This is a genomic window from Sphingobium sp. SA916, from assembly GCF_002894065.1.
In the GTDB taxonomy this organism is placed as follows: domain Bacteria; phylum Pseudomonadota; class Alphaproteobacteria; order Sphingomonadales; family Sphingomonadaceae; genus Sphingobium; species Sphingobium fuliginis.
On record NZ_LXYF01000022.1, the window covers coordinates 66,929 to 79,941 of the forward strand.

A 13,013-nucleotide genomic window follows, 5' to 3' on the forward strand; every position below is an offset into this window, starting at 1 on the left:
GGTATCTCCTTCGGTTGCCGGATATTTAGGATGGCGACGCATCCGCCTCAACGGTCGGAAGCGGCAAATTCTCCTGCGCGGGCGGAAAGCCGGGCTTGTGCCGCTCCAGCAGTTCCGACGGCAGGGTAATCAGCCTCGGCGCGGATGTGTAGAGCAGGCCGGCCTCTATCCTGCGGCCCGGAAAGATCACCTGGAGCGCGGCGGCATAGGCGGCCATCTGCCGCACATGGGCCAATGGCACCTCCTCCACCACCAGCGGCGATATGCGGCCGGTCTTGAAATCGACCAGTTGCACCGCATCGTCACCGATGCGCAGCCGGTCGACCGTGCCGGCGATCACCGCCTCGCCCACCACGGCGGCGATGGGCGCTTCCGCCAGCGCATCGGGGCCGAACAGCGGGGCAAATCGCGGGTCTTCGATCACCCGCAATGCCTGTTCCATGACGTCATGCCGCCGCGCCGGATCGCCAAGGCCCTGTTGCGCCAGCCAGTTGTCGGCGCGGGAGCGGCGGGCATCCGGCGGCACATCGGCCAGCCTTTCGAACAGCCGGTGCAGCCAGCGGCCGCGTTCGGCCGCGTCCCGCATCGCGGGGGTCGGCGGCGGATAGGGCACATCGTCCTCCACCGCAGCGGAGGGCGCCAGAGGACGCGGAGGGCGCGCCTCGGCAGGGGCGCGGCGGCGGAGCCAATCCGGTTCGTCATGCGCCGTCCGGTTTTCCGCAACAGCCGTCTCCAGGGGTCTGGCGGGCAGGATTTCGCTTCCGCGCCAGCTCCGCCGCGCGCCCCAGAGCGGATCGGCCTCCCATTCCGCGTCCAGCGAAATGAGCGCCGCTTCAACGGCGGCATACCAGCTTTCGGGCTTGACCTCGCCCCTGGCGCGGGGACCGAGCGAGCCGGCGACGACCAGCCTTTCCTCCGCCCGGGTCAGGGCGACATAGAGCAGGCGCCAATGTTCGGCGCGCTCAACGGCGCTGGCCTCCTCGGCCACTTGGCCGATCGCCCCTTGCCTCTCCCCCTTGCGCGGCGCGATGATCGGCAAGCCGTTCCACTCCAGCGAATCGGCGCGATTGCCTGCGTCCGGATCGAGGCATGCGTCGGCCAGGATGACGATGGGCGCCTGCAGTCCCTTCGCCCCGTGCACCGTCAACAGGCGGAGCGAGTCGCCCTGCGCGGCGGCATCGCGCACGATCTCCACCTCGCCCCTGTCGAACCAGTCGATGAAGCGCTGGAGCGAGGGATGATCGTCATTCTCGAAGGCGAGCGCGGCGTTCAGCAATTCCTCTATCGGATCGGCCGCTTCCGACCCCAGACGCTCGATCAGGCGGCGGCGGCCATCCACCGGGCCGGACAATATCGCCTCCAGATAGCGATAGGGGGTGGTGAAGTCCGCCTGCGCCAGCAACTGCCGCAAGGGGTGCAGCAGTGCATCGTCCAACGTCGCTGTCAGATGCTGCCACAGTCCGACGCGGCGGCCGATGAGGCGGGTCATCAGTTCATCCTGCGTCCAGCCGATCAGCGGCGACACCAGCAGCGCGGCCAGGTTCAGGTCATCCTCCGGCTGCACGGCGAAACGCAGTGCCGCCAGCAGGTCGCGCACGGCGAGCGGCGCGTTCAGGCGCAGGCGGTCGATGCCCGCCACCGCCACCTTCTCCTCATAGAGGCGCGCGACGATCAGGCGCGCCAGTTCGGAACGGCGGCGGACCAGGATCATGATGTCGCCCGCGGTCACGGGGCGGCCCCGGCTCTCCAGCATCAGCCCGTCATCGATCCACTGCCTGATCTGGCGCGCGATGGTCTGGGCCAGCACCCGCTCCTGATCGGCGGCCCAATCCTCCTCCCCCTCCGCATCGTCGGACAGGCCGGCGATGACGGGTTTCCAGAGCAGCACTTCTCCCGGAAAGCGGTTGGCGCTGATGTGCCGGACTTCGCCCGGCTCCAGGCCGAAGCGTTCGGCGCGCAGGGTCGCTATGGTGCGGTCGACCACATCCAGCACGGCCGGCGTCGAGCGGAAGCTGTGCTGAAGCGACAGGTCGTGGAATATATGGCTTGCGTCCTCCGCATGGCGTTGGAAGACGATCTGCGCGGCGCGGAAGGCTTCGGGGCTCGTCCCCTGAAATCCGAAGATCGCCTGCTTGAAGTCGCCCACCGTGAAGATGGTGCGCACCCTGTCGCCCTTGGCGCCCTCGCCCGCGAAGAACTCCGCCGCCAGCGCGCCGACGATCTGCCATTGGCTGACATTGGTATCCTGCGCCTCGTCCACCAATATATGGTCGATTTGCTGGTCGAGCTTGTAGCGAATCCAGTCGGCAATGCCCGGCTGGGACAGAAGTTGCGCCGTATCGGCGATCAGGTCGTCGAAATCCACGGCTCCTGCAAGGCGCTTGGCTTCCGCATAGGCCCGCGCATAGACGCGGCCGGCATGCAAAGCCCTGGCGAGCAGTGCGGCATAGGCTGCGCGAGTCCGAAGGACCAGCAGCCCGGAACAGCATTCGTGCATCCGCGCAATCGCATCGCCATAGCCGTCCACCGAAGGCGCCCAGCCCCTGGCGGTCGAGATCGGCTCGCCGTCCGCCTTTGCCCAGACCGCGTGGAGATCGGCCAGCGCAGCGGCTCGTCCCGCTGGATCGAGAGCCCGCCAGCGCGCGATCCTGTCGCAGCGTTCCAGCGCCCGTCCAGTGCCCCAGTCCGCATTGGCCTGCGCGATCCAGATGAGCGTGCGCATATCGAACAGCTCGTCCGCGCATCGTTCGGCAATATGCGCGTCGATGTCGCCTTCTGGCAGGTCCAGTTCCCGCAGCAGCCAGGGCGCGATGTCCTCCGGCAAGGCGTCCAGCGCGTCCAGCCGGGCCGCGCAGCGCAGCAGGAAATTCTCGGCCCCGCCCTCCCCCAGGCGCAGGCTCAGCGCCTGCAACGCCTCCATCAGGGCCTCGTCCCCCTGCTCCTGCGCGACCACCACCATGTCGGCCAGCGTCTGCCGCGCCAGCGTCGCCTGCTCGCGCTGGTCGAGCGGACGGAAACCGGGGGGCAGGCCGGCCTCCAAAGGAAAGGCCGTCAGCAACTGCTGGCAGAAGCCGTGGATCGTCTGGATGCGCAGCCCGCCGCCGGTTGATTCCAGCACCTCGGCGAAAAGGCGGCGGGCGCGGTCGCGGGCTTCCGGTCCGGACTCCTCGCCCAGCGCATCCAGATCGTGGAAAAGGTCGGCCTCGTCCATCAGCACCCAGGCGGCGAGTCGATCGTGCACGCGATCCGCCATTTCCGCCGCGCCCGCCTTGGTGAAGGTGAGGCAGAGGATATTTTCCGGCCGCACCCCCTGAAGCAGCAGGCGGAAGACGCGGGCGGTCAGCACATGGGTCTTGCCCGTGCCCGCCGATGCGGACAGCCACACATGCGCATCGGGCGCGGCGGCCTGCGCCTGCGCACCCGCCAGCGGTTGCAGGGCGTTGTGCTTCCTAGCCATCGTCCCGGCCATACCATTCCTCCAGCCGCATGAGCTGGTCATAATCGCCATAATTGGCGACTTCCGGGTTCACCTGCGCATCGAAGGGCGCCGATCCGTTGAGCCAGGCGGCGGCGATTTCCTCGAACTGCGCATGAACCTGGGAGGTGAAGTCGGCGGTGACGATCTTGTCCCGCTTGCCCAGCGGGTCGACCGGGCTTTCGCGATAGCCGAATGCGTCGCCCTTCTTCGCGAGCGACCAATATTCGAAACTGCCCGCCACGGGTGCGGCATCGGTGCCGGGGAAGCCGCCGTGCTCCGCGATCAGGCCCAGCAGGCCGAGTTGCAGCGCATAGCCCGCCTTCACCTGCCGCGCGCTGGGCGGCTTGCCGGTCTTGTAGTCGACTATGCCCAGCCTCCCGTCCGGCAGCAGGTCGATGCGGTCGGCCTTTCCGGTCAGCGTCACCCCGGCAATCTCCGCCCGGCCCTCCGTTTCCACCGAAAGGATCTTCCGCCCGGCGGCAAGATCGCTCGCCACCTCCGCCGCGATCCATCGTATCGCTTCGATAAGGCGCGGTTGCCAGAGCGCCTTGAGCAAGGGGTGGACGTCCGGCCGGTCGAACATCGCCCGCGCACGCGCTTCCAGATCGGCCAGATCGCCGTCGCCCTCCTCCGCCCATCGCTGGAGGATCTCATGCACGGCCGTGCCGCGCCAGGCGGGTCCGGCATCGGCGTCCACCGGGTCGAGCCGCGCCAGTCGCAGGATGCGCTTGGCATAGAAGGCGTAGGGATCGGCCTTCAGCCGGTCGACATCGGTGACCGGAATGACCTTCGGACGCACCGACGAAGGCGGCGCCGGCGCGGGACGTCGGGCGGGCCTGTGCTCCTCCGCATGGTCGATCGCCTGCGTCAGAGCGGCATAGCGGTCGGCGCTCTTCCATTGCGGCCCCGCCATGGCCTTCAGCCGCAGCCAGAAGCGGGAGGCGACCGCCGGACCGCCCGCGCCGCGCCGGGCGCGCGTGATCAGCACCTGCGGCGCGCCAAGGGCGCTGGCGAAATCATGGGCGGCAAGGCCGATGCGGCTTTCCAGCCCGGGCAGCCCGATTTCCCGGCGGATGCGCGGGGCGAGCCATGGATCGGGCGCGGGCAGCCCCGGCCATGTGCCCTCGTTGAGGCCGCCCAATATCATGAGGTCGGTCTGCACCAGCCGCGCTTCGATCAGGCCGAGGATGCTGATCCGGGGGTGGCCGCCCTGCGGCGGGCGAACCGAAAGGCCGCCCAGAAGATGGTCGAACAGGGCAGGCAGCGCGCGTATGTCGGCCTGACGCGGCCCTTCGCTCGCCGCCTCCTCCATCTCCGCGAAAAGGTCGGCGGCGGCATGACCCTGATGCCCGGCCCACACCGCATCATGGGAGAGACGGCCGGCATGTTCCCGGATGGCCGCCAACTGCCCGGCAAGGTCCGGCGCGGCCATGAAGGCCTGCTCCAGCGGTTCCAGCAGCGCGCGGGCTTCGCCCCACCACTGCCGCGTGCGGGCGCGCAAGGCGCTTTGCCGGTCTTCGCCATCCCGTTCGGCCAGCAACAGGTCGATCCCATGGATGCCCGCCCGCGGCCTTGGTCCGCGCAGCAACAGGTCGAGCCCGCGCACGCCCTCCAGCCAGGCAAGCCGCCCTTCCCCCCGCATGACGAGCGGATGCTTGAGCAGGGTCAGCAGCGCGACGGGGGCAAAGCGCTCCGCCAGCGCCTCGGCCATGGCGATCAGCAGCGTTCCGGGCGGCAGGCGCGACAGCGGCTGACCCGCCGAATCGTCCGCCTCCATGCCCCAGCGGCGCAGATGCGCGGACACGCGGGTCGCCAATTGCCGGTCAGGCGTCACCAGCGCGGCGGTGCGGCCCGGCGTCTCGACCGCTTCGCGCAGGGCGATGGCGATCGCCTGCGCCTCTTCGCCCGGCGTCGCGACTTCCAGCGCCTCCACCCCGGCGAGCGAACGGTCTGCGGTCCTGAGGTCGCGCCAGCGGCTCGTCAGGCGCGGCGGCAGCATGGCGTTGGAGATGTTGCGCCCCCGGACGGCGCGGGCGTCATGCTCGCTGCCCCAGCGCCAGAGCGCCACATCGTCGCGCGTGACGCTCATCCGGTCGAGCAGGCGTTTCAGGGCATATTGGGGATGGGTCTCATGCCCCGCAGGCGCGCGGCCGGTCAGAGGGTCGGCATCGAAGGGGCCGATGGCGTCCCAGGCATCGCCGTCCATCTCCTGATCCAGGCCGGCAAAGACCACCGCTCCCTGCGGCAGCATCGCGATCCGCCGGAGCAGCATGGCCACTGCCGGCGCCGTGGTGGACATGCCCGCCGCGATGACGAAGCCCTCCGGCGGCGCCTTGGTCCAGCGCGCCGTCATGCGGTCCAGCAGGCGATTGCGGCGGTCCGCGAGGTCGATGCACCCCAGCCGCGCCAGCTCCTGCGGCCATTGCGCCAGCAACAGGCCGAACAGCCTTAGCGAGGTCTGCCAATGCTGCGACAGATCGTCCGACAGGCTGAGTTCCGCCAGCGCGCGCATGGGAACGCGCTCCACCTGCATCTGATCGAGGACCGCGCCCAGCGCCTGGGCCAGCTTCAACGCCTGGCCCGCATCGACGGGGTGCGCCGATGCCTGTTGCACCATGCGCGCCAGGATCATCTGGCGGCGCATCGGCGCGATGGCGGGCGCCATGGGGTCATCCTCCCCCAACGGATCGAGCGCGCCGCCCACCTGCTCGCCCAGATCGGGATCGCCCAGCGCGACGAGGCGCGGCAACAGCAGGCCACCGCCCGATTTTCGGACGAAGGCATCGCTGACCGACCGGATGGCGCGGTTGTTGGGCAGCAGGATCATGCCCTGCGCCAGCCGCATCGGATCATCGCCATGCCGAGCGAGGATGCCCGTCACCAGCGCGTCGGAAAAGGCGCGGTGCGCGGGTATGTTGAACAGCGCCGGGCGGGTGCGTTCACCCATGGGCCAACATCGACTCCACGACCGGAATGGCCTGCGGCGTGCCGACATCGAACCAAAGCCCCTGATGCGAGACGCCGTAGAGACGGCCCGTTTCTATCGCCCGGTTCCAGAAGACATTGGTGGAAAAGACATCCGACGGCGGATCGACCAGCAGCGCGGGCGACATGATCTGGACGCCGGTGAAGACGAACGGCGCGACATGGGCGGTCTTGCGCCGTGTCAGCCGTCCGTTCGCGTCCATGTGAAAATCGCCCGGCCCCCGGTGGCAATGGGCGCGTGCGAGCGGCACCAGCAGCAGCAGCGCGTCCATCCGGTCCGGGTTCCAGATCCTGCGCATCATCCCCAGCGTTTCCTGCGGGCCATCGATCCACAGATTGTCGCTATTGGCGCAGAAGAAGGGCGCGTCGCCCAACTGCTCCCTGGCGTGGATCAGCCCGCCGCCCGTTTCCAGCAGCTTCCTGCGTTCGTCCGAAATCGCGATCTGCATGCCTTCATTATGCGCGGCCAGATGCGCCTCGACCGTATCCGCCAGATAGTGGACATTGACGACCACCTTCCGGATGCCGCCCGCCGCCAGCCGGTCCAGCGCATGGTCCATCAGCGGCTTGCCGGCCACCTTGACCAGCGGCTTGGGGCGGGTGGCCGTCAACGGCCGCATGCGCTTGCCCAGTCCAGCCGCCATCAGCATCGCGGTGTCGATCATGCCGGGGCGTAATCCTCTAGCGCGTGGTGCCGCTTCCCGGAAGGGATATTGGCCGCGAACCATGCCGCCACGGGCGCCAGCGCCGGGTGGGCGAGGTCGCGTTCCAGCAAGTCCCACATGCGGGGCAGATAGGAGAGGTAACGCGGCTTTCCGTCGCGCTTCCACAGACGGGTGAAGATGCCGATGATCTTCGCGTTGCGCTGCGCGCCCAGCACGGCATAGGCGGCGTCGAAGTCAGCCGGGGGATGGGCGATGGCGCGATAATGGTCGAGCATCGCCGCCTCCAGCGCGGGCGGCACGTCCCGGCGCGCATCCTGCAGCAGCGAGACGAGGTCATAGGCCGGATGCCCCGCCAGCGCATCCTGGAAGTCGAGCAGGCCCAGGCCATGCGACGCCGCCCGGTCGATCAGCATGATATTTTCCGCATGATAATCGCGCAGCACCGTGACGACCGGGCTGGACGACCGCTCGACCATCGGCAGCACGGCGTCCCATGCCGCGACATAGCCCGCCTCATCCACCGGCAGGCCAATGGCGGGACAATAGCATTCGGTCAGCAATCCCGCTTCCCGCTGATAGACGGCGCGGTCATAGGGCGGCACGTCGGCCGCCGGCAGGCGATGCAGCGCCGCCAGCAGGTCCACGGCGCGGCGATACACATCCCCTTCGGAGTCCGGCACGTCGTCGACATGCTCCTTGACGCGCAGATCGCCGAAATCCTCGATCAGGACCAGCCCTTCCTCCAGATCGCGCGCCAATATCCGGGGCGCGGCAAAGCCATTCTCCGTCAGATGCTCGGCAATGGCGATAAAGGGCCTCGGGTCCTCATGCGGCGGGGGCGCGTCCATCAGCACGGCGCGGCGGGGCCCGTCGATCACCCGGAAATAACGCCGGAAGGATGCATCGCCGGCGAGCGGCACGATGGCGGCCTGCCCCCATCCCGCCTGCGCGAGAAAGGCGGGTGCGGCGGCGGGCGGGATCATATCTGTGACCATCGCTCCGTCCAAGCGTCCGGCACGTCCGCTGTCAAGCGCCGAGCGCCGTCGGGTTCCATCGCGATGTGGAAGCGCAGGGCATCCGGCCATGCGCCCTCGCCCATCCGGTCGGGCCATTCGACGATCAGCAGACTGTCCGTCAGATAGTCGTCGAGCGCCAGTTCCCCAGCCTCTTCAGGCCCGTCGAGCCGGTAGAGATCGACATGGGCGACGGGCAGCTTCACATCGGGAATGTCATAGGGCTGGACGATGGCGAAGCTGGGGCTTGGCGCTTCCTCCTCAAGCCCCAGTCCTTCCAATATCCCACGGGCAAGCGTCGTCTTGCCCGCGCCCAGCCCGCCTTCCAGCGCAATGACGTCGCCGATGCGGGCCAGCGCGGCCAGCCGATGCCCGAATGCCAGCATGTCGGCCTCCCCGGCCAGCACGATCTCATCCTCAGCCACGGGGCAGCTCGATCACGACCATGGTCCCCTGCCCCGGCTCCGACACCAGTTCCAGCGTCCCGCCATGCGCCTGCGCCAATTGTCTGGCGAGTGGCAGGCCGATGCCTGCCTTGCTGCCGTTGCGCGCCTGCTCGGTCCGGGAAGACGCGTCGAAGATCGTCGCCTGTCGCCTGGCGCTGATGCCCGGGCCATTGTCCGATACGACGAGGCGGGCGGAGTCGCTCGTCCCATCGCCGTGCAGCAGCACCCGGCCGCCCCGGTTGCAATAGCGCACGGCATTTTCCAGCAGATGATCCAGCGCCTGACCGATCCGCCGCTTGTCGCCCTGCACCGTGCCAAGGCTCGATTGGAGCGACATGGCAAGGTCGATCCCCTTGCCCGTCGCGTCCGCCTTGATCCGCGCCACGGCGTCCCGCGCTTCCGCCGCCAGATCGACATCTGCCTTTTCGATGGGCAGCATCCCGGCCTCGCCCTGCGTCAGGTCCAGCACATTGTCGATCAGCATGGAAAGGCGGTTGGTGCTTTGCAGGATGCCGTCGACATATTCCCGGGCGGAAGTGCTCAGTTCGCCCGCATAGCCCGCGCTCATCATCTCCGCGAAACCGGCGATGGTGGTGAGCGGCGTGCGCAGTTCGTAGCTCATATTGGTGACGAAGGCGGTCTTCACCTTGTCGGCCTGCTCCAGCGCGTCGTTGCGGTCGCGCAGCACCTGTTCCACGCGGCGGCTGTCCGTGACGTCGAGCATGGTGAACAGCGCATTGCCGTCGGGCAGCGGGATCGCCGCGAATTCGAAGATGCGTCCGTCCGCAAAGCCGACATGGCCGACGCGCTGCTTGCGCTCCACCGTGGCGGCGCGCACCAGTTCGCGGACGAGGTTCGCCTGCTGCGGCTTGGCGAGGCGCGACTGGACGGCGCGCATCAGTTCGTCGATCCGGGGATGCCTGGCCAGCAAATCCTCCGGCACGTCCCAGATCGACCGGAAACGGCTGTTCCAAAGGTGCAGGCGTCCGTCCGAGGAAAAGACGCCGATCGATTCGAACAGATTGTCGAAGGTCGCGGTACGGACGCGGAGCAGGGTGTCGCGGGCGCTGGACAACTGGACCTGCTCCGTCCGGTCCTCGAAGATCAGCAGCAGCCCGCCATCGGGCAGCGGCTGCGCATAGACGCGCAAATGGGTGCCGTCGGCCAGCAGCCAATTTTCCTCCCGCGGGTCGGGCGAGAGGAACCAGTCGCGCCGTTCCGCGCGCCACGCCGGAAAATCCCTGTTCTCGGGCAATCTTCGTGCTTCACGCATCTGGTCCAGAACCCGCTCGAACGGCGGATTGTCGGCCAGCCGTTCCTGATCCAGCCCGAACAGGCTCATGAAGGGCTGGTTCCAGAAGCGCAGCGCCCGGTCCGACCCGAAACGCGCCACGCCCGCGGACAGGCGATCCAGCAGGTCGCGCTGCGCCGCCTCCAGCCGCCGATGTTCGACGCGCGCCTGTTCCAGCTCATTCTGGTCCATGGCGAAACCGGCGACACCTGCCCCGCCGAGGGGAACATCGACCACGCGCATGGTCCGCCTCTCGCCGTCGATGGTCGCGGGAACCATGCGCTCCACCGGCGCGCCGTCGGCAAGGGTCTGCGCGGCAGCCGCCTGCGGCGTCAATCCGCCGACCGTCTCGACCAGTTCGGTGCCGTTGGCGATGACTTCGCGGGCGTTCTCCCCGTCCACTGCACGGACATAGGCCGTGTTGACCAGGCTGAGCCGCATGTCCGCCGTGCGGTGCCACATGGGAAAGGGCGCCGCTTCCACCAGGCCTGCCAGCGCTTCCAGCGCTTCCCGAAGCTGTTCCACCCTGCCCTTCAGGGTCTGGATTTCCGACTGGCTGTCGGTCGCATCGAATATCCAGAGGACAACGCCGCCGCTTTCGGCCAGCACCGGCCCTGCGGGCGCGCCGCGAACCAGCAGCAGGCGAGACGAATCGACGCCCCGCACCGGCAGCGCGAAGCTGCGCCCCGCGCGCTGGGCCGCCTCGATCTCCCGAGCCAGTGCGGCGGCATCATCGGGTTCCAGGCCGCCGTCGGGCGCGGTCAGTTCGGACACGAAAGTCGGCACCCGATCCTTGCCCAGCCATTTGGCGAGGCGGTCTGCCGCCTCCAGCCGCCCGTCGGGATGAATGACGATGGGCGCGGCCGGCGCGGAGGCGAGCAGGACCGACAGCCGGTCGAGCTTTCCCTGCGCCTGCATGCCTTCGCGGCGCCGGCGCTGGCCGCTCGACAGCGCCCAGACCGCCGCACCGAGCCAGAGGGCAAGGACGACGTCCAGAATCACGGCAGCAAGAGGGGTCAACGCCATTAAACCTGCTTCGCCCTCATCGCCGAATGTCTGCCCCCGTCCTTGGTTCTGAGGGGACTAACCCAAGTCAGATGCAGGGTGAAGCACCGAGATGGAAAGAATCATGCTTTGCGGTGAAATCATTGTCGGGGAACATCGCGGAAGGGATCGCGGCGGTGCCTGAAGATCGCCCACATGGGCGAGCAGCCTCTATCGAGGCGCTTTACACCAAAAAAAAGGCCGATCCCGAAGGACCGGCCTGAAAGTTTTAGGAGAGGATGCCTGAAAGGCCCCTCCTATGTGCAGTGCAGCACGTCATTTTGCAAGTGCGAAAAACATGCCCATCGTTGCAATGATTGCAATCCCTTGGCCATATTCGCGCTGCATCGCCGGACTCAGCGCGTCAGCTTCTTGTAGGCAAGCCGCGTCGGACGATCCGCCGCATCGCCCAGACGGCGCCGCTTGTCCTCCTCATACATTTCGAAATTGCCCTCGAACCATTCGACATGGCTGTCGCCTTCGAACGCCAGGATATGAGTCGCCAGACGGTCGAGGAAGAAGCGGTCGTGGCTGATGACCACGGCGCAGCCCGCGAAATTCTCGATCGCCTCTTCCAGCGCCGCCAGCGTTTCGACGTCGAGGTCGTTGGTCGGTTCGTCGAGCAGCAGCACGTTGCCACCCTTCTTCAGCATCTTGGCGATGTGCACGCGGTTGCGCTCACCGCCGGACAGCTTGCCGACATTCTTCTGCTGGTCCTGCCCCTTGAAGTTGAAGGCGCCCACATAGGCGCGCGTCGACATGTCGTGGCCGTTGACCTTCACATAATCGAGGCCGTCGGAAACCTCTTCCCACACATTCTTCGACGGGTCGAGATGGTCACGGCTCTGGTCGACATAGCCGAGGCGGACCGTCGAACCGATGTCGATCTCACCCGAATCAGGCTGCTCCTGCCCGGTGATGATCTTGAAAAGGGTGGACTTGCCCGCGCCGTTCGGCCCGATCACGCCGACGATGCCGCCCGGCGGCAGCATGAAGGAGAGGTTCTCGAACAGCAGCTTGTCGCCATAGGCCTTCGAGATATTCTTCGCCTCGATCACCTTGCCGCCCAGACGCTCGGGCACCTGGATGACGATCTGCGCCTTGCCGGGGGTACGGTTCTCCTGGCTGGCGACCAGTTCCTCGAACTTCTTGATGCGCGCCTTGGACTTGGTCTGGCGGCCCTTCGTGCCAGCCCTGATCCATTCCAGCTCGTCGTTGATCGCCTTTTGCCGGCCGGTCGCCTCCCGGTCTTCCTGCTCCAGACGCTTGGACTTCTTCTCCAGATAGGTGGAGTAGTTGCCCTCATAAGGGAAATATTTGCCGCGATCGAGTTCGAGAATCCAACCGACCACATTGTCGAGGAAGTAGCGGTCGTGAGTGATCATCAGCACCGCGCCCGCATATTCCTTCAGGTGGTTTTCCAGCCATTCGACGCTCTCGGCATCCAGATGGTTGGTCGGTTCGTCGAGCAGCAGGATGTCCGGCTTCTGGATCAGCAGGCGGGTGAGCGCGATGCGGCGCTTCTCACCGCCCGACAGGCTGTCGACCGGCCAGTCCGAAGGCGGGCAGCGCAGCGCTTCCATCGCGATCTCAAGCTGGTTGTCGAGCGTCCAGCCGTCCACGGCGTCGATCTGCTCCTGCAACGTGCCCATTTCCTCCATCAGCGCGTCGAAATGGACGTCCTCCGGCGGATCGGCCATGATCATGCTGATCTCGTTGAAGCGGTCCAGCTTGTCCGCGATCTCCCGCGCGCCGTCCTTGACGTTTTCCAATACCGTCTTGTTCGGGTCGAGTTGAGGCTCCTGCGGCAGGTAGCCGACCGAGATATTCTCGCCCGGCCATGCCTCGCCGCTGAAATCCGTGTCGATGCCGGCCATGATCTTCATCAGGGTCGACTTGCCCGCGCCGTTGGGGCCGACGATGCCGATCTTCGCGCCGCGATAGAATTGCAGGTTGATCTGGTTGAGCACCGGCTTGGCGGCGCCGGGAAAGCTCTTGGTCATGCTCTTCATGACGAAGGCGTATTGGGAGGAGGCGGACATGGCTTGAAGCAGCTCCGAAAGGACAATCGTTGGAAATTGGCGCCGGGTT

The 13,013-nt window shown here is 67.3% G+C and carries 7 protein-coding genes; all 7 read right to left on the minus strand.

Annotated features, from left to right (window positions below; genetic code table 11):
• Nucleotides 1-25 precede the first annotated feature (25 nt).
• The gene (gene addA / locus A8G00_RS04255; RefSeq protein ID WP_103000134.1) at nucleotides 26-3,469 is read right to left on the minus strand and encodes a double-strand break repair helicase AddA; all 3,444 of its coding nucleotides are present in this window, start codon (nucleotides 3,467-3,469) and stop codon (nucleotides 26-28) included.
• Nucleotides 3,450-6,425, minus strand: coding sequence for a double-strand break repair protein AddB (gene addB, locus A8G00_RS04260; RefSeq protein ID WP_103000135.1), 2,976 nt, complete (start codon nucleotides 6,423-6,425; stop codon nucleotides 3,450-3,452). Before addB ends, addA begins: the two co-directional genes overlap by 20 nt.
• Nucleotides 6,418-7,128 (minus strand): nucleotidyltransferase family protein, encoded by a 711-nt coding sequence (locus A8G00_RS04265; RefSeq protein WP_025548951.1) that lies wholly within the window; start codon nucleotides 7,126-7,128, stop codon nucleotides 6,418-6,420. Before A8G00_RS04265 ends, addB begins: the two co-directional genes overlap by 8 nt.
• On the minus strand, nucleotides 7,125-8,111 hold the full coding sequence (locus tag A8G00_RS04270; protein ID WP_103000136.1) for an aminoglycoside phosphotransferase family protein: 987 nt from the start codon (nucleotides 8,109-8,111) through the stop codon (nucleotides 7,125-7,127). Before A8G00_RS04270 ends, A8G00_RS04265 begins: the two co-directional genes overlap by 4 nt.
• Nucleotides 8,108-8,566, minus strand: coding sequence for a tRNA (adenosine(37)-N6)-threonylcarbamoyltransferase complex ATPase subunit type 1 TsaE (gene tsaE, locus A8G00_RS04275; RefSeq protein ID WP_044662309.1), 459 nt, complete (start codon nucleotides 8,564-8,566; stop codon nucleotides 8,108-8,110). Before tsaE ends, A8G00_RS04270 begins: the two co-directional genes overlap by 4 nt.
• Complete coding sequence (locus A8G00_RS04280) at nucleotides 8,559-10,904, minus strand: PAS domain-containing sensor histidine kinase (RefSeq protein ID WP_103000137.1); 2,346 nt, start codon at nucleotides 10,902-10,904, stop codon at nucleotides 8,559-8,561. Before A8G00_RS04280 ends, tsaE begins: the two co-directional genes overlap by 8 nt.
• Before the next feature lie 374 nt (nucleotides 10,905-11,278).
• A complete protein-coding gene (ettA, locus tag A8G00_RS04285; RefSeq protein WP_103000138.1) occupies nucleotides 11,279-12,964 on the minus strand; it encodes an energy-dependent translational throttle protein EttA in 1,686 nt (561 codons plus the stop codon).
• Nucleotides 12,965-13,013: the final 49 nt, after the last annotated feature.

Coding starts and splice junctions, on each gene's coding strand:
- A8G00_RS04265 (WP_025548951.1), bottom strand. CDS start 7,128: ATGATCGACACCGCGATGCTGATGGCGGCTGGACTGGGCAAGCGCATG.
- ettA (WP_103000138.1), bottom strand. CDS start 12,964: ATGTCCGCCTCCTCCCAATACGCCTTCGTCATGAAGAGCATGACCAAG.
- A8G00_RS04270 (WP_103000136.1), bottom strand. CDS start 8,111: ATGATCCCGCCCGCCGCCGCACCCGCCTTTCTCGCGCAGGCGGGATGG.
- A8G00_RS04280 (WP_103000137.1), bottom strand. CDS start 10,904: ATGGCGTTGACCCCTCTTGCTGCCGTGATTCTGGACGTCGTCCTTGCC.
- addB (WP_103000135.1), bottom strand. CDS start 6,425: ATGGGTGAACGCACCCGCCCGGCGCTGTTCAACATACCCGCGCACCGC.
- addA (WP_103000134.1), bottom strand. CDS start 3,469: ATGGCCGGGACGATGGCTAGGAAGCACAACGCCCTGCAACCGCTGGCG.